Source organism: Mesorhizobium sp. P170090 (assembly GCF_057786115.1).
On the sequence record NZ_JBYNWH010000001.1, the window covers coordinates 5334863 to 5360572 of the forward strand.

The 25710-nt window shown below is 60.6% G+C and carries 20 protein-coding genes; 11 read left to right on the forward strand and 9 right to left on the reverse strand.

Annotation, left to right across the window (positions count from 1 at the left end; translation table 11 throughout):
• Positions 1-30: 30 nt before the first annotated feature.
• From AC3EML_RS25795 to AC3EML_RS25825, 7 genes are all read right to left on the reverse strand, one after another.
• Entirely contained in the window at positions 31-444 is a 414-nt protein-coding gene (locus AC3EML_RS25795) for a hypothetical protein (protein ID WP_352521522.1), read from the reverse strand.
• Between the two features lie 30 nt (positions 445-474).
• Complete coding sequence (locus AC3EML_RS25800; protein WP_352521521.1) at positions 475-6285, reverse strand: RHS repeat-associated core domain-containing protein; 5811 nt, start codon at positions 6283-6285, stop codon at positions 475-477.
• A gap of 893 nt (positions 6286-7178) precedes the next feature.
• A complete protein-coding gene (locus AC3EML_RS25805; RefSeq protein WP_352521520.1) occupies positions 7179-8381 on the reverse strand; it encodes a mandelate racemase/muconate lactonizing enzyme family protein in 1203 nt (400 codons plus the stop codon).
• Between the two features lie 8 nt (positions 8382-8389).
• Positions 8390-8716 (reverse strand): NIPSNAP family protein, encoded by a 327-nt coding sequence (locus AC3EML_RS25810; RefSeq protein ID WP_352521519.1) that lies wholly within the window; start codon positions 8714-8716, stop codon positions 8390-8392.
• Positions 8717-8763: 47 nt separating this feature from the next.
• Positions 8764-10122: a mandelate racemase/muconate lactonizing enzyme family protein gene (locus AC3EML_RS25815; protein WP_352521518.1), complete on the reverse strand. Its 1359-nt coding sequence runs from the start codon at positions 10120-10122 to the stop codon at positions 8764-8766.
• Between the two features lie 56 nt (positions 10123-10178).
• The gene (locus AC3EML_RS25820) at positions 10179-11345 is read right to left on the reverse strand and encodes a mandelate racemase/muconate lactonizing enzyme family protein (protein ID WP_352521517.1); all 1167 of its coding nucleotides are present in this window, start codon (positions 11343-11345) and stop codon (positions 10179-10181) included.
• 54 nt (positions 11346-11399) lie between these two features.
• Positions 11400-12110 (reverse strand): GntR family transcriptional regulator, encoded by a 711-nt coding sequence (locus AC3EML_RS25825; protein ID WP_352521516.1) that lies wholly within the window; start codon positions 12108-12110, stop codon positions 11400-11402.
• Between the two features lie 205 nt (positions 12111-12315).
• Between AC3EML_RS25825 and AC3EML_RS25830 the strand changes: the two genes are divergently transcribed.
• The 6 genes from AC3EML_RS25830 to AC3EML_RS25855 all read left to right on the forward strand — a co-directional run bounded on the left by AC3EML_RS25830 (position 12316) and on the right by AC3EML_RS25855 (position 18906).
• Positions 12316-13794, forward strand: a complete 1479-nt coding sequence (locus AC3EML_RS25830; RefSeq protein ID WP_023668101.1) for an ABC transporter substrate-binding protein — start codon at positions 12316-12318, stop codon at positions 13792-13794.
• Positions 13795-13875: 81 nt separating this feature from the next.
• Positions 13876-14835 carry a carbohydrate ABC transporter permease gene (locus tag AC3EML_RS25835; RefSeq protein ID WP_352521514.1) on the forward strand — a complete coding sequence of 320 codons (960 nt, stop codon included), beginning with the start codon at positions 13876-13878 and terminating at the stop codon, positions 14833-14835.
• Positions 14832-15722: a carbohydrate ABC transporter permease gene (locus AC3EML_RS25840; RefSeq protein ID WP_023681190.1), complete on the forward strand. Its 891-nt coding sequence runs from the start codon at positions 14832-14834 to the stop codon at positions 15720-15722. Before AC3EML_RS25835 ends, AC3EML_RS25840 begins: the two co-directional genes overlap by 4 nt.
• Before the next feature lie 124 nt (positions 15723-15846).
• On the forward strand, positions 15847-16944 hold the full coding sequence (locus tag AC3EML_RS25845; RefSeq protein WP_023733178.1) for an ABC transporter ATP-binding protein: 1098 nt from the start codon (positions 15847-15849) through the stop codon (positions 16942-16944).
• Between the two features lie 31 nt (positions 16945-16975).
• A complete protein-coding gene (locus tag AC3EML_RS25850; RefSeq protein WP_352521513.1) occupies positions 16976-18139 on the forward strand; it encodes a mandelate racemase/muconate lactonizing enzyme family protein in 1164 nt (387 codons plus the stop codon).
• A gap of 23 nt (positions 18140-18162) precedes the next feature.
• Complete coding sequence (locus tag AC3EML_RS25855; protein WP_023681186.1) at positions 18163-18906, forward strand: ribonuclease activity regulator RraA; 744 nt, start codon at positions 18163-18165, stop codon at positions 18904-18906.
• Positions 18907-18993: 87 nt separating this feature from the next.
• Here the strand turns inward: AC3EML_RS25855 and AC3EML_RS25860 are convergent, their stop codons facing one another.
• Both AC3EML_RS25860 and AC3EML_RS25865 read right to left on the reverse strand, forming a co-directional pair.
• The gene (locus tag AC3EML_RS25860; RefSeq protein WP_352521512.1) at positions 18994-20064 is read right to left on the reverse strand and encodes a DUF930 domain-containing protein; all 1071 of its coding nucleotides are present in this window, start codon (positions 20062-20064) and stop codon (positions 18994-18996) included.
• A gap of 141 nt (positions 20065-20205) precedes the next feature.
• Complete coding sequence (locus tag AC3EML_RS25865; protein ID WP_352521511.1) at positions 20206-20361, reverse strand: YjiS-like domain-containing protein; 156 nt, start codon at positions 20359-20361, stop codon at positions 20206-20208.
• 235 nt (positions 20362-20596) lie between these two features.
• Here AC3EML_RS25865 and AC3EML_RS25870 point away from each other — a divergent pair, with 235 nt between their 5' ends.
• From AC3EML_RS25870 to AC3EML_RS25890, 5 genes are all read left to right on the forward strand, one after another.
• The gene (locus AC3EML_RS25870) at positions 20597-21466 is read left to right on the forward strand and encodes a LysR family transcriptional regulator (protein WP_352521510.1); all 870 of its coding nucleotides are present in this window, start codon (positions 20597-20599) and stop codon (positions 21464-21466) included.
• A gap of 321 nt (positions 21467-21787) precedes the next feature.
• Positions 21788-22768 carry a cell division protein FtsZ gene (ftsZ, locus tag AC3EML_RS25875; protein ID WP_023702103.1) on the forward strand — a complete coding sequence of 327 codons (981 nt, stop codon included), beginning with the start codon at positions 21788-21790 and terminating at the stop codon, positions 22766-22768.
• A gap of 453 nt (positions 22769-23221) precedes the next feature.
• Positions 23222-23863: a hypothetical protein gene (locus tag AC3EML_RS25880; protein WP_023702102.1), complete on the forward strand. Its 642-nt coding sequence runs from the start codon at positions 23222-23224 to the stop codon at positions 23861-23863.
• Between the two features lie 183 nt (positions 23864-24046).
• The gene (locus AC3EML_RS25885) at positions 24047-25018 is read left to right on the forward strand and encodes an SDR family oxidoreductase (RefSeq protein WP_352521552.1); all 972 of its coding nucleotides are present in this window, start codon (positions 24047-24049) and stop codon (positions 25016-25018) included.
• Positions 25019-25287: 269 nt separating this feature from the next.
• The gene (locus AC3EML_RS25890; RefSeq protein ID WP_023687854.1) at positions 25288-25605 is read left to right on the forward strand and encodes a hypothetical protein; all 318 of its coding nucleotides are present in this window, start codon (positions 25288-25290) and stop codon (positions 25603-25605) included.
• Positions 25606-25710 lie beyond the last annotated feature (105 nt).

The window sequence follows — 25710 nt, forward strand, 5'->3', positions numbered from 1 at the left end:
TGAATAAAGAACGGCATTTTACAAAAAGCTCTATTTCTCTCCGTCATTCAAAGTGTTGTATATTTCGTCATACATAAAATCAAAATTCCAACCTCTTTTTTCGAAATACCCCTCAACTACCTCAATGGCCCAGTCGCTTATCGACTCCTTGTCCATCCAGCGCCCTCTAAATACAGATCCCCAAAGCAAGAATAGTAAATCTCTATCATAGTCATACGCGCCACCGATTTTTTCAATAAGAAGTGTCAAGAAACTCCCATATACTTCTTTGTCTTCCTCATTCATTTGAATTTTTGCATTAAACGTCGATACATCAAACAGTATGGAGTATTTGGCTTTCTCATTTTCCGATAAATTTTGATCAAGCTTAGATATAACCTTCTCTACTAAAGCTCTTGCGACGCTCTCGACCTCAAAACGCTCCAAGATGTCCGCTATATCCATGATATCATTCTCGTCACCGTTCTAACGATGTTAGTACTTCACGCCGAGAGTATCCATAGCTGCTCTGCACGAAGAGCAGGGACCTTTGATTGATCCCGTGATTCCTGGCGCCGTCCGGCCGATAGAGGCGGTAGCCGCTGTGAGGTTCGAAGGATGCTCCCCAGCGTTCATTGCACTTGCAACGGCAGGAGGTTCGCCGCAACACCCATGCGTCACCGAGCGTTCGGATGCCGGCACGCCTGCCCACGCATCGTCCACGGCGGAATTTGTTGGCCTCCCAACCCCCAATTTCTTGGCTGCAGTAGTACTATAACCAACATATGTAGCCCCAGTTTCTGACGATACCACAACAGACACTGCTCCTTGCTTGACTCCAACTTGCTCGGCGGACAGCGCAAGTTTTGAAGCGGCTATCCTTGCTATCGTTAGCTCAGAAAGAGTTGTTACCGCTCTCGCAGGTAAGCCACCCGGTACGGCCGCGAAGACCTCGTCACGAGTTTCGACCTTTCCTGAAACGTCCAACGCGACCTGACGAGATATCTCGTCCGCAACTGGCTGACTCAAACGTTCGTACGCGTCTACGTCGCGATTGCTGAAGAAATTGGAATTACCTCGCGCTCTTCTTATGGCGTCGGCACGCGCTTCAAGTGCCTTCTGCGCCGCTCTATCCTTAGCGGCTTTGTCAGACGACGGCGTTGCGGCAACATGGCCGTTGTTGTCGGCATTATTAATAGGATCGTTCTGGGCGTAGGCGTACCTATTGGTGCCGACACCTTTCCTGGTCGGATCCCAATCGTCCGGTGAAATAAACCGTCCCAGCACCGGGTCCATGTATCGCGCATTCAGATACAACAGGCCGGTCTCGGGATCGAAGCGCTCGCCGATATAGCTCTTCTGGGTCTGGAAGCCGGTGTTCAGCCGCTCGCCATAGGTGGCGTAGTTGGTGGCTTCCACGATGTTGCCGGAGGCATCGGTGACCATGCGCACCGAGGCGAGGTGATCGCGGTGCAGGAAGTATTTGACGCCGTCGATGACCTTGATGTCGGGATGGGGATAACGGGTGTATTTCGCCACCGGTCCCGACGAATCGATCTCGACATTGGCGCCGGGATAGAGCGTGGTGGCGAAGGCTGAGGCCTTCTTCACCCGCGCGCCGTCGGGGCCGTAGGTCAGGTTGACGGTGTTGGAAGCCAGCGTGACCGTCTTCAGCCGGTTGGCCTCGTCCCAGGTCAGCGTGCGGCTGCCGTCGGAGGTGAGATTGCCATTGGCATCATAGGCCATGGCGTTGGCGCCGACGGAGATTGGCGCATGCGGACGAGCGGAGCTCGCCGCGGGATAGACGTATGTGCCGGCAACACGGGTGCGTGAGACCATGTTGTCGTTGGCGGCATAGACGAAGGTTTCGTCCAGCGTGTTGTCGCCGAGATTGTCGGAGGACGTCAGCCGGTCGGCATTGTCATAGCCGTAGGTCCAGCTGTCCGATCCCGTCAGCCCCGTCGTGCCGGTGATGCGGCCGAGGTTGTCGCGCGCATACTGATTGTCGAGCAGGATGGTTGCGCCCTTCGACGTGGTGACACGCGTCACCCAACGCCTTGTCGGCGAATAGGCGAAGGTAGTCTTCACGCCGTTCGCATAGGTGATCTCCTTCGTTTGCCCATCGGCCTCATAGAGCGTCGAGGTGATGAAGCCGGGGGCAGAGACGAGCTTGTTGCCGGCGCTGTATTGCAGAGGTGCGGCCGCCGTGCCGAAGTCGAGTTGCACCGGCAGATATTGCGTCGCCAGCGTTTGTCCGGAGGCATCGCGAACGCTGGACGTGGTATGCGTCAGCGTGCCGATGGTGGCATCCTGACGCGCCACCTTGCCGAAGCCGTCATATTTGTAGCTCTGCGTCGCAGCTGGATTGGTCGCGGTAGTCAGCTGACCGATGTTGTAATAGCCAGCGGCTGCCTGGTCATAGGTGTTCTGCGCCTGCGTCACCGCGCCGCCGCCCGGCGCCATTGCCGTCTTCATCGTCAGCCGGTCCATCTGGTCATAGCTGAGCGTGGTGACCGTGCTCCTGGCATCGGTCTGGCTGACCAGCCGGTTGGCGGCATCGTAGGTGTAGGACCATGTGCCGAGATCGGGATCGGACGCCGTCAACCGGTTGCCGACCATGTCGTAGGTGTAGCTCCAGTTTGAACCGCCGGGATCGGTCACGCCGATTAGCCGTCCAAGCACGTCGTAACTGCGACTCTCCACCAGACTGAGGCCCGTGAAATCGCGGACGACGGCCGAGACATCGCCACGCGTTGACCAAGCTGTGCGTGTCTGATGGCCAAGCTCGTCGGTCGTCGTCATGGCGTTCAGCCGTGGCGGCGTGGCGGCGGCGGTGGCCAACTCGTTCAGATAGGTGCGCTGGCTGGCATCCGGATTAACCGTCTTGGTCAGCCGGTCGGCCCAGTCGTAGTTGTTAGTAGTCCATTGCGCGGCTTCGCCGACAAACCTTGGGAAGGCGGTGCGCAGCACATTGCCGCGCAGATCGTAGTCGGTCTCGGCAATGCGCTTGGCGCCCGCCGTCGTCTCTCCGGGGGTTTCGACGCGATAGACCCGGCCGAGCCCGTCATAGTATGAGCGGGTAAAATCCTCGCTGGCGCCCCCACTCGCGCCATTGGGCAGCGGCGTGTATTTCACCAGCGCCTGGGTTGCCGGATTGCCCTCATTCTCGAAGCGCGTCTTGGCATAGGCGCCGGTGACGCTCTGCGAGACCTGGTAGAGCCGGCAGAACGGATCATAGGTGAAGGTTTTGACCAGGCCGTTCGGGTCGGTCTTAGTTGCCAGCAATCCACAGGTGGGGTTGTAGGTGGCCGTCGAGACAAAGCGCGTGTCCGCCGTCTGTCCGCCCGTCGCAAAATAGCGCGGCGCCCGTTCGGTTACGGGATAGAGGTGATAGGTCGCGTCATAGTCCCACTCGGTCTTGTGGCCGAGCGCGTTGATGGCGGAAATCTTGTTGCCATAGGCGTCATAGGCAAAAATCTGATAGGTCGCTCTCGCCGGTGAGGAATAGATATCGGCATAATCCACCGACCAGGTCAGATTGCCCTTGGTCGGTGGAGTGGTGTTGTCGGCATGATTGTTGTCATAGAAGTCGTAGTGGACACGAATGTACGGGAGCGACGCATCGAAGCCTCCCTGGGCCGTCTGGGCGCGTGGCAATGACACGATGTAGGTACTGGTGTTTGGCGCAAACCAATTTGCCGTCCACAACTCGTCGCCGCTGACATCCGTGCGGCCATAATCCTTTACCTGTGCAAGATTGTTGTAACCGTCGAACACCCGCTCGACTCGCAAGGTGCGGCTGATGTTCTCGGTCAGCGTCGTGTCGGTCGCCGTGTTCTGCACGGTGTAGGGTTTTGCCGTGGTGTTGACGACATAGGTCTCGGCCACCTGCTTGTGCACGGTGCCGGCGCCATCCTTCCACACCGTCAGCGCCGGCAGGCCATAGCTCGCCAGATCCTGGCGATAGGTGGTCTCGATCTTCGACGGCGCCGTCTCGCCATTGGCAAGCGGCCTGGTCTCAAGGATCGAGGCAAAGCCCAGAAACTTGCGCGCTGCCGGATCGTATTTGCCGCCGGCATAGGTGTAGCTCGATACCGCCGTCTGGCCACGGCCGTCGCTGACCGAAAGCTTCGTCACCGCATGCACGACCTGCGGCAGGTAATCGTTCGCCCAGGTCGAGGATGGCGAGTACTCCACCGCAACCGTCCCGCCGAGCTCCGTCACGATCTGCTTCAGCAGGTTCGGATTGCCGGTGCCGGCGTTGGAGATGCGACCTCCGAAGTCAGGCAGTCCGTCGCCGTTGAAATCGCCGATGACCGTGCCTGCATTTATCCCTGTCGGCAACGTAAACTGAACTGGCGTCATCGCCGTCGAGGACGGCCGTAGCGAATACACTTTGACCGGACCTGAATACATCGGCGGCGGCGGCGTTAGCGGACTGTAGATGGCGATGACGTCCGTGCGTCCATCATTGTCGAAATCGCGTAGCGCGACGGACCCCATGGAAATCGATGATACCGAATAGCTTTTGAAGCCAACACCGGTGGACAACCATAGCCAGACGTTGCCGCCATTCCCGTCGTAGCGGAGCAAATCCGATGCCCCGTCCCCATTAAGGTCGGCCAAGGCGCAGGTTCCACTGCCAAAGTGATATTCTCTTGGACAATTAATCCCGAATGACGTTCCGCTGCGCTGCCATTTACCGTTCGAGAGTACGCCCTTCTGTACAGCGGGACCTGGTTTCCAAAAGAGTGGCTGCTGCCGGCCATTGCCGAGGAAATCGCCAACGCCGATGGGTACATCTTCGGAGTTGTTGACGTTCACCGTGTCGATGCCGTCCCCATCGGGATCGGCGACAAGGGAGATTTTATCAGGATTGGGGGCAGTAACGTTAGTGGGCACAGCATCGCAGACGGATTGGTAACCGGCAGGCGCTGTCGGTTTGCAGTACGAGTTGGTCATTGCCAACTGGCTGTCGGTCAGCAGGAGTGCACCCGTGGGCGCATATGCTATCGGGGTGCCTTGGTTGTTTCTGCCGGTGACCTTGTTATCATAGAGGAAAAAATCCATGGCATTCTTGGACGCCAAGAAGTGTCCTGACCCAGAAAAATCCCAGCCGTCATTAAAGTCAGAATTCGAATAAGATTCGTTGAGCAGGATTGTTTTCGTGTCTGTGCGGCTCCCATTTGTATCGAATTTGATAACTCGCTTGTAAGTCCTGGTTACAGTATAGGTTTCCCCACCGCTTCCACCGGTGCGTCTATCCTCCGACTCAGTATAAGCGCCAAAGACTTCGTCGCGTCCGTCAAAATTGAGATCGCCCACTTCGGTAGGCTGCTTGCCCGCGACTTGCCCCCATATCAACGGCTGGCCATACATTCCTGGTGTGACCGATCCGTACACCCCATCGGTGTTCTGATAGGTCATCTGGCCAAGCACCTTCGCAGTGCCCCCGGTGATGGTGCCATCGGCGGTGCCGGTGGCATCGGTGCCGTAGCGCGTAACCACGGTCAGCCGAGAGGCGTTGGAGAACGGCGCCTGGTCATAGGTCAGCTTGTAGGCGCCGCGCACCGCACCTGAGACCGTAATGCCGATCGTCTTGATGCGCTGGCTGGTCTCGGAGATGTCACGGCCATTGCCCATCAGGATCAGGTCGGGCCGCGTCTCGTAGTAGAATTTCACCACGGTGCCGTTGTAGCTGACGGCGTCGGGATAGCAGACCGGACTTGCCGGACAGGTGTAGCTGTAGGTGACACTGTTGCCGTTCGTGTCGGTGACCGACGTCAACAGCCAGCGATAGCTCATCGCAAGGTCGTAGGCCGGGTTAGGAAGGGTGCCCCCATGCCCATCTGGAATGGTCGGGGAAACACTGATGTTGGCGACCGCCGCCACCGAGCGGAAGGTCGAGACCGTGCCGTCGCGATCGGTGACCTTCCATTCATTGGTGGTGCTGTTCAACGCAATGCGGCGGTAAGATTCATTTTCGGTCGCATGCGTGCCGCCGGTCGAGCAGGACGGCGAGACGGTGCCCGCAACGCAAGCCACCATCGCCTGGCCGTCGAGCAGATAGATGTCATTGGCGTCGTATGCCGGCATGCCATAGCCAGGCGTGGCCCGTTCGATGACATCGAAACCTTCGAGCCCCCAGGCATAGCCGAGCCAGCCCTGGTAGAGGCCACCGGTCTTGGTCTTGCGCGAAGAGTTGTAGTTCAGCGCAATCTGCGGCTCGATGCCGTGGAAGTCCGGCACGTCGATGCCGATGGCATAGCCCAGATTGCCGTTGCCGGCGGCCTTCGGCAGGTCCACCTTCGGCGTACCGACAGCTTCGGGATCGCCGCTGCCGGTTGCCGCGGCTGCTTCTACTGCCGCCGCCGCTGCGGCCGGTTCCTCCGGCGCTGCTTCCGTATCGGCCGCCTTGCCCTTCGCATCGGTTGCCTTCGTGCCGGCAGCCTTGGTGTCGCTCGCCTTGGCATCGCCAGCCTCCGCAGGCTTCGCGCCAACCTTGGCGGCCGCGTCCGGGCTGCCGGTCGCCGCGTCGCCCGTCGCGCCTGCCGCCGGGGCGGGCTTGGCGGATGAAGAGCCGCTGCGGCTCCGCCATTGCCGAGGCCGCCACTGGCTGGCGCAGTCGGCGAGGTGCTCTGCGCAAAGGCTTCCATCCCTGCGTCACCTCTAATATAAGATACAGAAGATATATCAGCACCGAAGACGCCTGCGGCAAGCACAGCCGCGCCCCAAAGCAACCGCTTCATTGAATCCCCCGAGCCAGTTGCTTGACGCTACTCCTGCTTGACTTGGTTTATACGACGACAACCCGTCACAACCCAGATATCCACAGCTTTATTTTGCACGCATGAGTTGTTCCGCATAGAGCGCCAGGCGCCCCTGCCAGCGGAGCGATCGCACAAGGGCGCTCCCCTCAGTGTCTCGACGTTGCCGAGCCAGGGCGGTCACCCGCATTCGTCGCAAGTGTGCCTGCGCAAAGCGACCGGAAGCCTTCCGACATCCAGGTAAAGGCTGTCGATGCCCGGCAGCAGCGGCGCCGCCAGGATCAAACGACGTCGCCGCCCGTCTGACAGCAGGCAGACCGGCTTGCTTGCTAGTTTGAAGCTTTATGCCACCCATTTTGGGCAGGCGCCCTGCCCTTGGGCACCGCTGGAGACCGCATCGCGGCAACTCTACAGGTCGCCGCGTCGGATCTTTTATTGGTCGAAGAAACCGGCGTCCTCTTCCGCAAGGTACTTCTTCGCTGCTTCGGCATCGATGTCGACACCCAGTCCCGGCGCTTCGAGCAGGTCGATCATGGAGTCCTTCACGATCTGCCCCTTGGGCAGGCCGATGACGATGTCCTCCCACCAGGGGTCGGAGGCGCTGGGATATTCGAAGGCGATGTAGTTGGCCGGCAGCGTGGCGCAGACATTGATCAGCGCGCCGAGGCCCAGCAGACCGTTCGCCGTGCCGTGCGGCGCCATCATGATCGAGTGCATATAGGCGTGCTCGGCCACCCATTTGAGCTCGGCGATGCCGCCGATATCGGCGGGGTCCGGACCGATGACACGGACCGCCTGGGTCTCGATCAGTTCCTTGAAGTTATGGCGCAGGTAGATCTGCTCGCCGGTGTGGATGGGGGTGGACGTCGATGTGGTGAGTTCGCGGTAGGCTTGCGGGTTGACCCATGGCACGTAGTCGCCGGTCAGCATGTCCTCCAGCCACATCAGATTGTGTTTTTCCACCGCCTGAGCGAAGCGGATGGCGTCCGGCAGGAACCAGCCGGGGCCGCAATCCAACGCCAGCGAGACCTTGTCGCCGAGCACCTCCTTCATGGCGATGACGCAGTCGATCATGTGCGCCATGCCGCGCTCGCTGATCTGCCCCTGGTCCATCGCGCCGTGATAGGTCGGCGGCTGGCGCACGCCGTAGTGGAAGTCGGGGACGCTGGTCTTCATGTTGGAATGAAAGCTGATGCCTTGCTTGACCATGAAGAAGTTTTCCGGCCGCTCCATCATCCATTTGACGTCGGCCGCGTAATCCTCCGGCCTGTCGCCGGTGCGCTTCTTGCGGATGGAACCGTTATAGACCCGCACCTTGTCGCGCACCTTGCCGCCGAGCAGCTTGTAGACCGGAACGCCTGCCGCCTTGCCGGCGATGTCCCACAGAGCATGCTCGATAGCGCTGACGGCGGCGCCGTAGGGCTTGAACGAGCCGCGCTGGCGGATTTTCAACATCACGCGTTCGACATCGGTCGGGTCCTCGCCGATCAGCGCGTCGCGGAAATGCAGCACCCAGGGCTTGAGATAAGGCTTGGTGTACTCAACCTCGCCGAGGCCATGGAGGCCTTCGTCGGTGACGATGCGCACGATGGGATGCTTGCCGATGACGGCGCACCTGAGATCGGTGATCTTCATGATGTCCTCTATTTCACCGACGAGAAGGCGGTTGGCGCGAGAAACTGGCTGGAAATATTGGCCAGGATCGGGCCATCGCGCTCGGACTCGTCGCGGGCCTCGAGCCATGCCGGATCGGTGGTGAAGGCCTTCCATTTCACTTCGCGCTCGGCAAGGGATTCCCAGGCGATGAAATAGGTCAGTCGATTGCTGCTTTCGCCGACCACCGTGGTGAAGAACCCGGCTTGGCGGATGCCGTGCTTGTCCCACAGCGCCAAGGTATGGTCGTTGAAACGCTTGAGCAGCGCCGGGAGTTGGCCCGGCACGCAGTCGTAAATGCGAAGTTCATAGATCATGGTCCATCCTTCTGTTCACCTCTCCCTCCGAGGAGAGAAGTGTAAAGTCAGCTCCAGGTGCGGTCCCAGGAATATTCGTCGTCCCAGTGATCGGTCGGTTGCCAGATGTCGGTGACGCCGGGCTGCAGGTGCTGGCTGATCACTTCGTCGACGATGTCGTCGATGCCCAGACCAGGCTTGTCGGGCACGGTGATGAACCCGTCCTTGACCAGCGGCTTGGGCAGGCCGGTGACGATGTCGTCCCACCAGTCGACTTCGACGCTGTGATATTCGAGCGCCATGAAGTTTTCCGTCGCTACCGCGACATGCGCGGCGGCCATTGCCGCGATCGGGCTTTCCGCCATGTGAATGGCCATGGCGACGCCATGCTCCTGCGCCGCGTCGCCGATCTTCTTGGTCTCGAGGATGCCGCCGGTGGTCAGCAAGTCCGGGTGGATGACCGAGATGCCTGAATTGAGCAGCGGCTCGAATGCTTCCTTGAGGTAGATGTCCTCACCGGTGCAGATCGGCACCGACGTCGCCTGCTGCAACTGCCGATACTGCTCGGTGTACTGCCAGGGGATCACGTCCTCGAGCCAGGCCGGTGCGTATTTCTCGATCCGCCGGGCCAGACGGATGCCGTCCTGCAGCGAGATGTGGCCGACATGGTCGATGGCGAGCGGAACCTCGTAGCCGATCACCTCGCGGACCTCGTGGATATATTGGTCGAGCAGGTCGATGCCCTTTTCGGTGAAGTGGAGGCCGGTGAAGGGATGCGGCACGTTTTGCGCATCATAGGCGGCATTACGCGCCCGGCGCTCGTCCAGCGTGCGTGCCGGGCCGCGAGCGGCATGGCTGCGGAAACCGTCGAGCACGCCGGCCGGCGCCACCACTGCGCCCGGGATATGGGAGATCTGCGCCAGCCCGAGGTCCATCTTGAGGAAGGTGAAACCGAGATCCATCCGCGCCTTGAGCCGCTTTCCGGTCTCCGTGCCGCTGGGCTTGTCCGCGTCGGTATCGCAATAGACACGCACCTTGTCGCGAAACCGCCCGCCCAGCATCTGGTAGATCGGCACGCCGTACGCCTTGCCGGCGAGGTCCCAAAGCGCGATCTCGACTGCCGAGACGCCGCCACCTTGCCGTCCATGGCCACCAAATTGCTTGATGCGCCGGAACAGCCGGTCGACGTCGCAAGGGTTCTCGCCCAGCAACCGGCTCTTCAGCATCAGCGCATAGGTCGCGCTGGCGCCGTCGCGCACTTCGCCCAGGCCGACAATGCCCTGGTTGGTGTAGATCTTGATCAGCGCGGAGGTGAACGGTGCGCCGACGATCTCGGCGACGCGCAGGTCGGTGATGCGCAGGTCGCTCGGCCTGGAGTTCGTATTTACCCGATTGAGCGCCTCGCCGGCGCTACCCGTCTTTGCCATGGCTGATCCTCGTTCTGATTGGTGGCGCCCCGCACGCCCGGCCGGCACAAGCGTTGCTAGCCAAGCTCTATCTCGTGGGCCTGCAGGTAGTCGCGGTTCATCTCGACGCCCAGGCCCGGCTTCGACGTGAGCTTGAGACTGCCGTTCGAAACCTCGAGCGGTCTGTCGATCAGGTGATTGTATTTATCGAGGTTCCACTCCGACGTTTCGAGCTTGTAGAAGTTGGGAACCGTCATCATCACCTGCGCTCCCGCAACCACGTTGATCGGTCCCGCGGCGTCATGGGGCGAGACCGGGATATAGTAGGCTTCGCACAGGGCGGAAATCTTCTTCAGTTCAGTAATGCCGCCGGTCCAGGTAACGTCCGGCATGATGTAGTCCGCAAGCCTGTTCTCGAGCACCGGCACGAAATCCCACTTGGTGTGGCCGCGCTCGCCCCACGAGATGGCGGCGCTGACCTTCTCACGCACCTGCTTGAGGGCATTGAGGCTCTCGGGCGGGCAAGGCTCCTCGAACCAGTCGATCTGGCCGGCTTCCTCGAGGCTTCGGCAGAGGCGAATGGCGGTGGGTACATCGAAGCGGCCATGCGCGTCGATGAGAATGTCGACATCGGGCCCCGCCGTTTCGCGGATCAAAGCCGTCAGTTCGGCAGCCTCGCGCTCGTCCTTGCGGGTCATGCCGCCATCGAGGTAGCCGTCCCGCTGTTCGCGCGCCAAGCCATCGGCGATGCGGCCCTGGTGGGGGAAAGGATCGAACTTCAGCCCGGTGTGTCCGGATTCGACGATGTCTCGAATTTCGCGGACCACAGCCTCCTTGCTGGTAAACTTGGCCTGGTTGGGATGGGTATAGAGCGCGATTTCATCGCGCACCGGTCCGCCCAGCAGCTCGTAGATCGGCTTGCCTAGAACTTTGCCGCGAATGTCCCAGAGCGCTATGTCGATAGCGCTCACGCATTCGACTGCGGCGCCGCGGCTACCCATATAGGTGAAGCTGCGGAAAATCTTGTGCCAGAGATGCTCGATGCGCGCCGGATCCTCACCTGTGACGGCAACACCGATCTGCCGCAGGATCGTGCACAGCGCGCGGTTGGCGAGCCTTGTGGTGGTGGTGATTTCCCCCCAGCCACTCACCCCTTCGTCGGTCGTCACCTCGACGAACAGGAACTCTCCCCAATAGGAAGCATCGGACTTGATCAGCCACGGCCGAACGCTCGTGATTTTCATCTCTCAACTACCTCTGTCTGATGGCCGGACCAATGATTTTCTGGGCTGGAAGTTCTATCCGGCCCGAGCGGCGTTGCGCGCACGCATCTGTTCGAGAACGTGCCGGCCGGAGCCCTCGACATGGCGGGCAATGAGCTCGGCCGCCTCGTCGGCATTTCCCGCTTTGATATGCGCGATGAGCTCGCGGTGTTCACGCAGGATGGCGGCCCGCCGCGCGAGCGTGAAATTGAAACGCCGGCTCACCGCCCGCAGCACTTCGCGATGCTTCCACCAAAGCTCGGCGGCATGGCGGTTGTAGTGGCGCTGGTACATTACGGTGTGGAAGGCGGTATCAAGTTCACTGTGCCGCAATGTGTCGGTGAAGTTGTTCTCTTCGATCAGAGCCTGGATGCGTTCGAGTTCGGCGATGTCCTCGCCGGTCGCCATATTCACGAACCATCGCGTCAGGGCCGGCTCGATCAGGACGCCGATCTCGTAGATATCCCGGACAAAATCCTGGTCGATGGGCCGGACGCGCGCGCCACGGTTGGCGACAAAGGTGACGAAGCCCTCCCCTCGCAACAGCTGCAGCGCCTCGCGTACGGGGTTGGTCGAGGTGCCGTGACGCCGGGCGAGATCGGTGACCACAAGCCGTTCGTTGGCGGCGAGCCGTCCCTCGATGATGTCTTCCCGGATCAGCTCATAAAGCGAGGCGCCCTCGCTGGACGCCCCGATGGGATCAATCCCCACGGGTGGCTCTGCTTTGAAATCACTTGTTTCGGCCAAAGCCGGCTCCCCCGATTAGTACATCGCATGCTCGATATCATACACGCGTTTTGCAAACAATGTACGATCGGGTGCGTTGACAGGCAATCCACGATCTGAAAACGTACCAGATGATCGAAGGGATACATTGAGCAGAAGGACGCATCCCGCACGGTCGGACGAGCCCCTTGGCGCACAGCGGCATGGGAGAATCTGGGAGGATACTATGACGAGGATTACACTCGGCGGTGCCGTCCTGCGCGGCACTGTCGCCACTGCTTTGATGGCGTCGCTCATGTCGGGATCGGCGCTGGGTTCGCCGCCGGTCGATTTGAGCAAGTGGTCGCCGGAATATGTGCGCTCCATCGCCGGCACACAGGATTTCGACACGGCCGCCGATTGCGGCAAGGTCACTCCGCTCGACTACAAGGGGCGACTGACGTTCTGGTATCAGGGTGTGTTCGAGGGCGACCCCGATCTCCTGCGCCAGTACTACAAGGATTTCTTCGAGACCTTCCGCAAGACCTATCCGAACATCCAGCTCGAGGATCAGGCCCTCACCTACAACGACCTTCTCGACAAATTCCGCACGGCGCTGCTCGGCAATGCGGCGCCGATGGCGGTCCGCCTGCAAATCCTGGGTGGAACCGAGTTCGCCTCGAAGGGTTATCTGCAGCCGCTCAAGCCGGAAGATGTGGGCTATCCCACAGAGGATTTCTGGCCCGGCGCCATGAAGGCGGTGACATGGGATGGCGTGACCTACGGCATTCCCACCAACAATGAGACGATGGCGTTCATCTGGAACGCCGACATCTTCAAACGCGCTGGCCTCGATCCGGACAAGGCTCCGGCGACCTGGGACGACGTCGTCAAATATTCCAAGCAGATCCATGACAAGCTTGGCATTGCCGGCTACGGCCTGGTGGCGCGAAAGAACGCCGGCAACACGCCGTACCGCTTCATGCCGCAGCTATGGGCCTATGGCGGCGGTGTCTTCGACGAAGCCTCCGCGAACCCGACCTATAAGGAGGTCGAACTCAATAGCCCGCAAAGCAAGGCGGCGTTGCAAGCCTCCTACGACATGTATGTTCGCGACAAGTCGGTTCCGGTTTCGGCCCTCACCAACCAGCAGGCCGATAACCAGCCCCTGTTCGTCGCCGGCCAACTCGGCATGATGGTCTCGCACCCGTCCGACTATAACGTCATGCTCGACCTGCAGAAGAAGGCAACGGGCGCCGACAAGGACAAGGCGCAGACCGTCATCGACAACATGCGCTATGGCCTGATTCCGACCGGCCCCGACGGCAAGCGCGCCGTCGTGTTTGGCGGCTCGAACATTCACATCCTGAAGCCCGAATATGTCGAGGGCGGCAAGGTGGACGAGCCGGCTGCAAAGGCCATCATCTGCATGTGGACGAGCCCTGAATGGTCGCTGAAGATGGCGTATGCCGGCTCGAACCCGGGCAACCTCAACGGCTTCAAGACCAAATGGATGAAGGAACGTCTGGACAACATCAAGTTCCTCGATGTCACGACCTCGATGTTGCCATACGGCATTCCGTTCCCGGCGCTGCCGCAATCCCCCGAGATCATGAATATCATCGTCCCGGACATGCTGCAGAACGCCCTGACCGGAGCGATGACCGTCGACCAGGCAGCGGATGACGCGGCCGAGAAGGTGAAGAACCTGATGGACGGACTCTAGTCCGGGCCTGACCTGCGATCCGACCGGCTGTGCCGATAGTGCGTGCAGCCGGTTTGCTCCGAACAACAAGGGCACGCCATCGTGACGATCGTGACCGGCAAGGCCGAGGCTCGCCGAAGATTGCAACCAGGTAGCTCCGGCGTGCTGCGGAATATCTGGGAGCATCGCGCCGACTACGCTTACGTGCTTCCAGCGATCGCCGTGATGCTCATCGTCATCGCCTATCCGATCTACTACACGGTCGAGCTGTCGTTCTTTAAGACGCCGCCTGGCCTGCAGCTCCGCGACAAGACCTTCATCGGATTGGACAACTACACGGCCATCCTCACCAGTCAGGTGTTCTGGAAAGTCACCTTGAACACCCTGATCTGGACGATCGCATCTACCTTCGTTGCCTTTGCCTTGGGATTTGCCGCCGCGCTGGCCCTCCACCGCGAGTTTATCGGCCGGGGTGTCCTGCGCGCTATCCTGATCATTCCCTGGGTCATCAGCGCGGTTGCCGCCTCCTATATCTGGAAGTGGATCTACCATTCGGACTTCGGCATCATCGGCGCGGTGGTGGTCGGCCTCGGATTGGCAGACCGGCCGCCGAACTTCATCGACAACGTCAGCACGGTGCTGCCCTCCTTGATCGTCGTCAACATCTGGCGCGAGTTTCCGTTTGCCATGATCATGATGATGGCCGGCTTGCAGACGGTCCCCGACCAGTTGCTGCGCGCCGCGGAAGTCGACGGGGCCAATGCATGGCAGCGTTTCTGGCACGTCACCTTCCCGCATCTGCGCAACGTCTCGACGGTGACGATCCTGCTGCTCGCAGTGGCCAATTTCAATTCCTTCATCATCCCGTGGATCATGACCGGTGGTGGGCCGTCGAACGCTTCGCACATCTGGATCACCCACATTTATGAGCTCGCCTTCGGCCGGCAGCGATGGGGCGTCGCATCGGCCTATTCGGTGCTCCTGTTCCTCATGCTGATGGTGCTGGGCTACTTCTACGTTCGTGCGCTGGCCGGCAACGAGCGCAAGGAGGGCGGCGCATGAGCACGATTGTCGAAACAGCTCCTCGAGGTCCGGCCCGGCGCCGCATGCGCATCGACGGATGGCGGTGGGCCGGGCGCATCTTCCTCGTGTTCATGCTGCTTTACACCGCGTTGCCGATGATCTGGATGCTGATCACATCGATCAAGTCCGGCTTCGCGGCGATGCAGTTCCCGCCGCAATGGTGGCCGGAAGAGCCTACCCTGGCCAGCTACCAGAAGCTGCTCGATCCGCAAAACAGCGTCGGTCAGGACTTCCTGCGTTTTTTCTGGAATAGCCTCTACGTGTCGACGGTCACCACAATCCTTTCGGTGATCGTGGCCGTTCCTGCTGCCTACGCGTTTTCGCGCTTTCGTTTCCCCGGTCGAAACTTCCTGTTCTTCACCGTGCTTTTGCGCAACATGTTCCCGGCGGTGATCTTTCTCGTGCCCCTCTTCATCCTGATGCGCGCGATCGGTTTGGTGAACACGCATGGCTCGCTCATTCTCACCTATCTCACCTTCGGCCTGCCGCTGGCGATCTGGCTGCTCAAGGGCTTTTACGACAACATTCCGGTGCAGCTCGAGCAGGCGGCGCGGATCGATGGGGCGACCCGGTTCCAGGCCTTCATCCTGATCGTGATGCCTCTCTCGACGCCCGGAATCATCGCCACCGCGATCTATTCCTTCATTGGCGCCTGGAACGAGTACATCTATGCCTACACCTTCCTTTCCAAGAACGAGCAGTTGACCCTGCCGGTCGGCATACAGCGTTTCTTCTCGGAGAATACGACGGACTTTCCGGGCCTGATGGCGGCCAGCTTCATGATGAGCGTGCCCGTCGTGGTGCTGTTCCTCCTCCTGCAACGATACTTCGTACGCGCCCTTACAGAAGGCGCGGTCAAACACTAGAGCCGGATGATTTCAGGTCTGTTCGACCTGAAATCTGAATCCGCCTCTAAATCAAAGAGATAGAGCATGATGTCGTCCGAAAACCGCTTCACACTTTTCGGCATCATGCCGTAGGGAGTTGCCGATGGCCCACGTGGTCCTGAGAGATCTCGTCAAGACCTATGGCGGCTTCAAAGCTGTCAACGACGTTTCGCTGACGGTCAATGACGGCGAGTTCGTTGCGCTCGTCGGCCCTTCGGGCTGCGGCAAGACAACCACGCTCAATCTTGTCGCGGGATTGATCCCGGTCACATCGGGCGACATCGTCATCGGCGACCGCGTGGTCAACGACCTCGACCCCAAGGACCGGGACATCGCGATGGTGTTCCAGAACTACGCGCTCTACCCGCAGAAATCGGTCTACAAGAACCTGGCGTTCCCGCTGCAGATGCGCAAGCTGCCCAGGGACGAGATCGACAGGAAGGTCAAGGAAGCGGCGCGCGTGCTCGACATGACGCACCTTCTCGAGCGCAAGCCGCGCGAACTTTCAGGCGGGCAGCAGCAACGTGTCGCCTTGGGGCGCGCCCTCGTCCGCGACCCTGCCGTTTTCCTCATGGACGAGCCGCTCTCCAACCTCGACGCCAAACTGCGCGTCCAGATGCGCTCGGAGATCAAGCGCTTCCACCAGGACCTCAAGGCGACCATCATCTATGTCACGCACGACCAGCTCGAAGCCGTGACCATGGCCGACAAGATGGCGGTGATGAACGGCGGCTACCTGTTGCAATACGATTCTCCGGCGCAGGTCTTTGCCCATCCGGTGAACATGTTCGTCGCCAGCTTCATCGGCAGCCCGGCGATGAGCCTTGTTCCACTGGAGGCATCGACAGCAAACGGCAACACTGCGTTGACCGGCGCGGAGGGCTGGAGCCTTGAGCTCTCGCCGCTCAACGCCCGGAAGGTTGCGAAGGCAACGTCGAGGAAAGTCGTGCTCGGCGCACGTCACTCGACCATCAGGCTCCACAAGAGCGCGGTGCCAGGCAGCGTCCCGGCCAGGGCCTATACAGTGGAGCCGACCGGAGATGTCACCTTCGTGCAGGCGTTGCTGTCAGGCGCCATCGTCAACATCAGCGTGTCCCCCAACATCGTCGTCGCACCTGACGAGCAGATCTGGCTCGAGTTCGACCAGGAGCGGCTGCATCTGTTCGATGGCGAAACTGAACTGGCCCTCAAGGCCGGCTGAGACAAGACGGGGTTCATTGGGAACGTTGGGGATGACTGAAAAGCTTAAGATCACCGCGATCAAACCCTATCCTGTATGGGTTGGAACGCGTAATCAGATGCTCGTCAAGATCGAGACCGACCAGGGCGTCTTCGGCTGGGGCGAGAGCGGCTTGAGCGGGCGCGAAAAGGCCGTTGCCGGCGCGGTCGAGCATTATCGCGAGTTTCTCATCGGCCGCGACCCGATGCAGATCGGGCGGATCTGGCAGGAGGCATATCGCAGCCAGTACTTCGAGGGCGGGCGCGTTCTGCAGGCGGCGATTTCCGCCATCGACATCGCCCTGCACGACATCAAGGGCAAGGCGCTGGGGGTGCCTGTCTACGAACTGCTGGGCGGCAAGCAGCGCGACTGCATCCCCACCTTCGCCTCGACCGGAGACGAGGCCGAGGGCGACGTCGCCATCGAACGAGCCCGGGAGCTGCGCGCACGGGGGTGGCAGGCGATCCGCTTCTTCCCCGCAGGGCAAAGCAGCAGGGACATCTTCGAACCCCGCGAGTCGATCGGCGCTACCGCGAGCATGCTGAACAAGGCGCGCGAGGCGCTTGGCGACGACGTCGTTCTCGGCATCGACTATCATCATCGGCTGTCGGTGGCAGAGGCGGCGAGCTTCTGCAACAAGCTCGGCCGCGGCGTGCTTGATTTTCTCGAGGAGCCGATCCGCGACGAGACACCTGAAGCCTACGAATCCCTGCGCAGGATGACCGACATTCCCTTTGCCATCGGCGAGGAATTTGCCAGCAAGTGGCAGTTCCTGCCCTACATCGAGCGCGGCATCCATCAGTTCAACCGTCTCGATGTCTGCAATGTCGGCGGGCTCACCGAGGCGATGAAAGTCGCCGGCTGGAGCGAGGCGCACTATGTCGACCTGATGCCGCACAATCCGCTTGGTCCGGTGTGCACGGCCGCGACCCTGCATCTCGCCGCCGCCGTACCCAACTTCGCGTGGCTCGAGACCAGGGAACCCGAGACGAAGCTGGGCTTCGACAATTCCGACTTCTTCCCCGTGCAGCCACGGCTCGACGGTGCCGACTATCCGGTCAGCGACCTGCCGGGCCTCGGCGTCGAGGTCAACGAAGCGGCGGTCCAGGCGGAGGCTTTTCGTTTCTGGGAAGCGCCTCACCTCAGGCGCCGGGACGGGTCTGTTACGAACTGGTAGTTCCATCTCAACCGGAGTCCACAATGACGCATATCCCTGACATCACGCGACCGTCCAAAGACCTCATTGACGCCCTGAGGGAAATCGGCGCCGCGACGGTTGCCGGCACGCTGGGCCACATGGGTTTCCGCAATCCTCACATGGTCGGTCCGGTGGCGCAGAACCATGGGAAGTCGATCGTCGGGCCGGCGCTGACGCTGCAGTTCCTGCCGCAGCGGCCGGACCTCTTCAGCGAGGGAGAATACGCCGACCCGGAAACGCAACTGCACCGGCACGTGCTCTATCACGCGCAGGAAGGCGATGTGGTCGTCGTCGACGCGCGCGGTGACATGAGCTCGGGCGTCTTCGGCGATATGATGTCGACCTATTTCAAGGGCAGAGGCGGCGCGGGCATCGTAATCGACGGCTGCATGCGCGACCGGCCCAATGTCGAGAAGCTCGATCTGCCCCTATGGCTGCGCGGCTGGACGCCCAACTACCATGTGCAAACCAGCATCTACCCGAACGCCGTCAACGTTCCGATAGCCTGTGGTGGTGTCACGGTGATCCCGGGCGACATTATCATCGCAGACGACGACGGGGCGGTTGTGCTTCCCGTCGCAATGGCGGCAAAGGTAATTGAAGAATCGAAAAAACATCACGATTGGGAGGAGTTCTCGCGCGAGAAGCTCATGCAGGGCGCCCCGCTGCAGCGCTACTATCCGCTGCACGACGATGCTCGCGGCGAATATGAGGAGTGGCGCAAAGCCAATCCAGTGAAGGGCTGAGGCCCGGCAGCAACGGCATTCGGCATGCAGCCGTTCAAGAGGTGATTGTTGCCCGCAATACGTGGGTTTTGAGACCCTTGCCTTCGGCTACATGCCTGGTCCCACTCGAAAACCCTGCCGACGGGCCTCCCGATCCAGAAAAACGCTTTCCTCGGGTGAAGCGGCGGCTCCGATACGGAAGGTGAAGGACGTCACATGCGTCGCATTGGTGTCGATCCCACAGTGAAAGCGCACATGATACCAAGTCGTCGCGGTACGAAAAGCGGTATCCGGGGCGTCCAGAAGATTGCCGACCTCTAGTGGAATGCTTGGGAGCAATACGGGGCGATAAGCGGCGTCGTTCAGTTGCTGACCCAGAAGATTGGAGCAAAGGTCGGCTACGCGTTGCCCCCGTGGCACGTCGGCCATCGAGTTCGTTGCGAAGGGATCGCCGGTAGCGCCTTTTGAAAAAAGCTTGCGAACACCCGGAAGCCCCGCATACGCTAGTGAGTTGGCCGTGGGGTTTGGCTCTGCGGCCTTTGCGCGCGGCGGCTTCGCGGCCTTCGCCGGGCTGGGTTTCGGTGCAGTGTCGGGTCTGGCCTCAGGCGCCTGAGCCGACGCAGGAAGCTCGATCTCACCGCCATCATCAGCCGAAGGTATTGCAGCGGCCGATTCGTGCCTGTCGGCGTCAGGAGCTCCCGCCTCCTGTGTGTCAGCTTCCGGCTTCTCATCGATGCTGGCTGGCTCCGCCGGCTTTGCAGCGTCGGGCGTCGGTTCAGATCTGCTCTCCGCATCGGTTGGCGTGGCAGCCGGCTTGGGCTCGCTGTCCTTGGCGGTGGACGACGCTTGGTCCTGAGCGCTTCTCCCATCCAGCGATTTCCTGGGGCCGGTGTCTTTGTCACCGAACTGGAATGCAGGCTTCAGGACTTTCTCTGACGGCAGGTTGTCCGGTACCGACTTTTCGACCTTCTTTTCAGGCTGACTTTTGGCTTCGGGTTTCGGCTTTGGTGGTTCGGGCGGCGGCACGAGTGCGACATTGATAGGTTGCTCCTCCTGCGGCTGCTGGGCAGGAACGGGCAGGCCATAGACCAGGAACGCGGTGATGAGCGCATGCAGGACCAGCGATGCGGGCAAGGCCCACAGCAAAGTCCGCCGCCGCTCGGATTTCTCGGTCTTCATCCCTCACGATGTGGAGCGAAACTGCGGCGGCATCAAGCGTGGCACCCGTATTGGCGCATTCAGCCGCAGCTCAGCAGTGAGGAGACGACGCCTGATTGCTTCTCGCCGCCGGCTCCATTCTCTGCATGCCCGCCTCCAATCTCAGCGACGCAGGCCGGCGTCGCGGGCACGCTCGCGGAGCTCTTCGCGAGAAAGGCCCGCATCCGCCAATATGCTGTCTGGAAGCCGCCTCAAGCTCGCGATCGTCTGGCGATAGGCAAGCCAGCAGGCGAAACGGTGTCGAAGTTCATGCAACATGATCGTCTCCTTGGCGAGCGGGATACCCACGCTCTTGGATTGGTCGAAAACGCAAAGCAATCGCGCAAAGCGTATGCACGATCGAACGGATTGCGCTGACTGCCTGGCCAACCGAGGTGCCTGTCATTTTCCCGCCAGGGCAGAATTATCAAACGCTTCCAATGCCTATATACTTGCGCGTGATGGCCGCTTCGCGCTACAGCCACGGTCGCAAGGAGTTTTTCATTTCTGCAAAATGGATATTGGCTGGGACGATCTGAGGTTGTTTCTCGACGTTGCGCGGCTGGGTGGCCTGAGCGCGGCTACGGCAACCACGCGCCTCAGCGCAGCCACACTCGGACGACGCGTCACCGCGCTCGAAAAGCAGATCGGTGAAGCGCTGTTCGTACGGCAGCAGACCGGCTACCGGCTAACCCCGATTGGTGAAGAACTGCTGCGGCGCGCCGAAGACGTCGAGGCAGCAATGCAGTCGCTGACCCGCTGGCGCGAGGGAAACCTGCCCGACCGCATTGTCCGCGTCTCGGCCGGGCCATGGACCTCGGCCTTCGTTTCGGGCCATATCGGCGAAATCTGGACGGTCGATGACGGCATCAGGGTCGAACTCGTCACCACCACCGACCGGGTCGACATAGGTCGCCGCGCCGCCGATATCGGCATCCGCAGCGAGCGCCCGACCGAACAGTGGCTGGCCGGCCGTCAGAGCGGCAAGGTCGCGTATGCCATCTATTCCGGACGCCACCTGATCAACGGCATCGCCGCCGGGTTGTTCGTCGGCGTCACCGGCGAAGGGGCAAACATTGCCTCGGCGCGCTGGCTGCAAGCCCATCACGGCGATCGCATCGCCGTGCGCGGCAACAACACCCATTCAGTGCGCGAATTGGTGGCCGCAGGCGCCGGCCTTTCGATCTTTCCGTGCTTCGTCGGTGACAGCGATCCGCGGCTGGTTCGCGTCGCTCATCCTATCCCAGAACTCGAAACCGACCAGTGGATCGTCACCCACCATGAGGAACGCCACTCCCCGCCGGTACGAAAGATTGCCGACCGGATTGCCGCTCTGATGCGGGCCCATCAGCCGCTGTTTCGCGGCAAGATGCCGATCCGCTAAGCGTCAGGCGTCGATCGGCCGCCAGATTCTCAAGGTTCTGGCGCGTGAGGCGGGCGCGTGAAGCTTGGAGGGGTTGGATCCCGGAGATTGTGGATTTTCGCTGGCCAGAATCCGAGCCGATTCCGGAAGATTGAACTGGAGACCCGTTCAAAAGGTCGGCTCATTCAGGCGCATATGGTACAAGTCCCACATCTTGTCTTGCCGCAAAGTTCACCCTCTGATTCCCTGTGCCAAGCGATAGAACGTGATTCTTGCACCTGGCGTGTTCAAGCGGCGCGTTCCGGGAACTTTTTTGTCGATCAATTCCAAGGAGACAAGACGATGAGCACCGCGGCAAGGCCCGTCATCTCGGAAATGCGGCCGAAGATAACCGTTATTGGTGTCGGCGGTGGCGGCGGCAACGCGGTCAACAACATGATTGCCGAAAATCTGCAGGGTGCGGAGTTCATCGTCGCCAACACCGATGCCCAGGCACTGACCATGTCGAAAGCATCGCGGCTGATCCAGCTGGGTGCCCATGTCACGGAAGGCCTGGGCGCCGGGTCGCTGCCGGCGGTCGGCCGCGCGGCAGCCGAGGAATCGATCGACGAGATCAGGGACCACCTAGCGGGAACCCATATGTGCTTCGTGACCGCCGGCATGGGAGGCGGAACTGGAACCGGTGCCGCGCCCGTCATAGCGAACGCTGCACGGGCAGCCGGCATCCTGACGGTGGCGGTCGTCACCAAGCCGTTCACCTTCGAAGGGAAGCGCCGCATGCAAGCCGCCGAAGAGGGCATCGAGCAGCTTCGCGAATGCGCCGATACCGTGATCGTTATTCCGAACCAGAACCTCTTCAGGATCGCCGACGCAAAGACGACTTTCGCGGACGCCTTCGCCATGGCTGATCGCGTCCTTTATTCCGGCGTCGGCTGCATAACCGATCTCATCGTCAAGGAGGGGCTGATCAATCTCGACTTCGCCGACGTGAAGTCGGTGATGCGCGACATGGGCCGCGCAATGATGGGTACCGGGGAAGCCACGGGCGAGGACCGCGCCAGGAAGGCCGCCGAAGCGGCGATAGCAAACCCACTTCTCGACGAAGCCTCGATGATCGGCGCCAAGGGCGTCCTGGTCTCGATCTCGGGCGGCATGGACATGACGCTGTTCGAAGTCGATGAGGCTGCCACCCGCATCCGCGAGGAGGTCGACGCCGACGCCGACATCATCGTCGGCGCCATATTCGACCGGGCACTCGCCGGAAAATTCAGGGTCTCAGTCGTCGCGACAGGATTGCGGCAGGGCCTGGAGATACCGCAGTAGGCAGGATCCGGGCTGCTGATTTATGAGTTTGGTGGACCGTGGTCATGGGCTTCGCCACCGAAAAGTCGGCCCGCAAGCCCGCACCATTGAACTTGCCGGTGAATTTGCGTTGCCGGCCTAGGGACCGAATTCGTTTCGAGGCCGCTGCCACGAATGCGCGAACTCGCATCAGCGCCGCCGCGGAACCGCCCCCAACTGCAACCGCCGCGAATGCGCTTCGACCCGGATCCCCAACAGGAGGCCATACGGATTGACCACGGCAGACATTTCGCCTGCGATATGGCCAGCATCTGCTGACCACATGATCGGCCCTTTCTGATCGCTGATGCGGGCTCGCTGGATATGGCACAATAAAACCGGCATGGGTCAGGCGTCGGGAGCATCCAGTGGCGGCCAGCCTCGCAAGCACTATATCGAAGAAAAACTCAGGTCGACCCGACAGGAGCATACTCCATGGCTGACACGCCGACACCCGATGCTTCGTTTCTCGCGGCCCTGACGACAGAGCATTTCGTGCAGCAGACAGCGATCAGCACGTCCATAAGTGAAATGGCGTCGCGAACGACCATCTACATTATGTCTCTGTCGAGCGCTCTGGTGGCAACGGGCTTTGTTACGCAGTCCTCCGAGTTCTTCCTGCCGTTTGTCGCGGTTGTGCTGCCATCGGTCTTTTTACTGGGTGCCTTTACCGTCTTGAGGTTGGTCGACATCGCCGCTGAGAACATGCAGGCCCATATCGGCATTGCCCGGATCAGAGCCTACTATCGAACTTTGGGCGACGAGGCTGCCTTCCAGTTTTCCAAGGAATTCGGTCGCTGGCCCGAAAATGACGCCGAACCTTCTCTTCGTACTGGGCCTCTCCTGGCGTACCTGACCACCGCAGCGACTATGATCGCATTCATAAATGCCATCGTCGCTGCGGCGGGCGTTACTCTGCTTGCGTTTCGTGTCGGTGCAGAACTATTGCTCGCGCTGTGTCTTGGTGCTGGAACAGCAATCGGCTTGATGACGATTTTCTATTTATACCAGCGCCTTCGGACGAAAGGCATGGTCCGCATTGCCAAACCCTATGGTTCTGAAAAAAGCGTGCTTTGAGCGGGTAATGAATGTGGTGTTTGTCTGAACGCCGCCGGCATGGCAATTCCGATCTCATTGACGACCAATGCTCCACGCCCCTCGCAGGCTGTTCGCAATGGCGAGCCCTTTCGGGATCGAGATATTTGCGCAAACTTTTTTGCCCGGCATGCGTTGTTCGTTCTCCGAGCACAGGAGAAAGCCATGCAGACTAAGTCGCAGACTTCAGCCGAAGCCGCCAAGCAACGCCATATCCAGCGTGGTATCGACGCCAAAGACGAGACGAAGAGCAATGGCAAAATGCAACAAGCGATGCAAGCCGGCGCTCGCAAATATCCCGAGCCACCTTTTCCCGAGCAGCATCAACCCAAACCGGGGCATGAATGGGCGATCGAGCCCGCTCCGCTCTACGATGCGCCTTACTACCTCGGATCGAAAAAACTCGATGACAAGGTAGCGCTTATCACGGGTGGTGATTCCGGCATCGGCCGTTCGGTGGCAGTCTTGTTCGCCCGCGAGGGCGCCGACATTGCGATCGTATACTTGAGTGAAGACAGGGACGCCGAAGCGACCAAAAACGCCGTCGAAAAGGAAGGCCGGCGTTGCATACTGATAAAAGCCGATGTCAGTGAACGCGAGCATTGCCGCAACGCCGTGGCGCTGACGGTCGAAAAATTCGGCAGGATCGACGTGCTGGTCAACAACGCCGCTTTCCAAATCCATTCCAGTGACTTCAACGACCTGACCGAGGAACATTTCGACACGACGCTGAAGACCAATCTTTACGGCTATTTTCATATGGCGCAGGAGAGCGTGCCGCACATGGAGCCGGGCTCCGCGATCATCAATACCGGTTCGGTGACCGGCATCGACGGTTCCAAGCAACTGGTTGACTATTCGATGACCAAGGGCGGCATTCATGCCTTCGCGCGAGCGCTTTCGGGCAATCTGATCGGCAAGGGCATCCGGGTAAACGCGGTCGCGCCAGGTCCGGTGTGGACGCCGCTCAACCCTTCGGACAAGGAAGCCGACGACGTCTCGAAATTCGGCGCGGATACGCCGATGAAACGGCCAGCGCAACCGGAAGAACTTGCCCCGGCTTACGTGTTCCTCGCCTCGTCGCATTGCTCGAGTTACATCACGGGAGAGATCCTGCCGGTGGTCGGTGGCTACTGAGGTCGCGGAACGTATTTCATTGCATTGGGCTACCGAGTAGACGGCACGCGACGACGTCGTCTCCAGGGAGACGCTTGCCGTGCTCGGTCGCTTCAAGAAACGCGTGATCGGTGCCGTGGGCCGCCGCTGCACGGCACCCGCCACGGCTCCGGAGCAATAGCGCTCCGCGTTGGTCGAAATCCTCGCCCGCGTTTTCAGTTTTCTGAATTTCCGCTTGGAACTCTCCCGCCGGCATCCCGTTCAAACATCATTGAGCCAGGAGAACGACCATGCCACGAGGCGACAAATCGAAATACAGTGACAAACAGGAACGCAAAGCCGACCACATTGCCGCGGGCTATGAGAAGCGCGGTGTTTCCGAGAAGGAATCCGAGCGCCGGGCATGGGCGACCGTCAACAAGGACGATGGCGGCGGCAAGAAAGAAGGCGGCTCGGGTCGTGGTAAACACACCGGACACCCCGCGGCCCACAAGGGTGGGAAAAGCGGCGGCAAGGCATCGGCTTCACGGTCAGCCGCAAGCCGATCGGAATCGGCAAAGAAGGCAGCGGCAACACGCAAGCGGAATGCCGAGCACCATGCCCATTAACTGCCCCGCAACAGGTTCGGAACGCCATGAAACTCAAGCTCGCTGACCGCCTTCGCAACCGACAAGAGCATCGCCGACAAGAACATCGGCAGTGCCTCTTTGACT

Coding starts and splice junctions, on each gene's coding strand:
- AC3EML_RS25795 (WP_352521522.1), bottom strand. CDS start 444: ATGGATATAGCGGACATCTTGGAGCGTTTTGAGGTCGAGAGCGTCGCA.
- AC3EML_RS25805 (WP_352521520.1), bottom strand. CDS start 8,381: ATGAAGATCACCGATCTCAGGTGCGCCGTCATCGGCAAGCATCCCATC.
- AC3EML_RS25810 (WP_352521519.1), bottom strand. CDS start 8,716: ATGATCTATGAACTTCGCATTTACGACTGCGTGCCGGGCCAACTCCCG.
- AC3EML_RS25815 (WP_352521518.1), bottom strand. CDS start 10,122: ATGGCAAAGACGGGTAGCGCCGGCGAGGCGCTCAATCGGGTAAATACG.
- AC3EML_RS25820 (WP_352521517.1), bottom strand. CDS start 11,345: ATGAAAATCACGAGCGTTCGGCCGTGGCTGATCAAGTCCGATGCTTCC.
- AC3EML_RS25830 (WP_023668101.1), top strand. CDS start 12,316: ATGACGAGGATTACACTCGGCGGTGCCGTCCTGCGCGGCACTGTCGCC.
- AC3EML_RS25840 (WP_023681190.1), top strand. CDS start 14,832: ATGAGCACGATTGTCGAAACAGCTCCTCGAGGTCCGGCCCGGCGCCGC.
- AC3EML_RS25845 (WP_023733178.1), top strand. CDS start 15,847: ATGGCCCACGTGGTCCTGAGAGATCTCGTCAAGACCTATGGCGGCTTC.
- AC3EML_RS25850 (WP_352521513.1), top strand. CDS start 16,976: ATGACTGAAAAGCTTAAGATCACCGCGATCAAACCCTATCCTGTATGG.
- AC3EML_RS25855 (WP_023681186.1), top strand. CDS start 18,163: ATGACGCATATCCCTGACATCACGCGACCGTCCAAAGACCTCATTGAC.
- AC3EML_RS25860 (WP_352521512.1), bottom strand. CDS start 20,064: ATGAAGACCGAGAAATCCGAGCGGCGGCGGACTTTGCTGTGGGCCTTG.
- AC3EML_RS25865 (WP_352521511.1), bottom strand. CDS start 20,361: ATGTTGCATGAACTTCGACACCGTTTCGCCTGCTGGCTTGCCTATCGC.
- AC3EML_RS25870 (WP_352521510.1), top strand. CDS start 20,597: ATGGATATTGGCTGGGACGATCTGAGGTTGTTTCTCGACGTTGCGCGG.
- ftsZ (WP_023702103.1), top strand. CDS start 21,788: ATGAGCACCGCGGCAAGGCCCGTCATCTCGGAAATGCGGCCGAAGATA.
- AC3EML_RS25880 (WP_023702102.1), top strand. CDS start 23,222: ATGGCTGACACGCCGACACCCGATGCTTCGTTTCTCGCGGCCCTGACG.
- AC3EML_RS25885 (WP_352521552.1), top strand. CDS start 24,047: ATGCAGACTAAGTCGCAGACTTCAGCCGAAGCCGCCAAGCAACGCCAT.
- AC3EML_RS25890 (WP_023687854.1), top strand. CDS start 25,288: ATGCCACGAGGCGACAAATCGAAATACAGTGACAAACAGGAACGCAAA.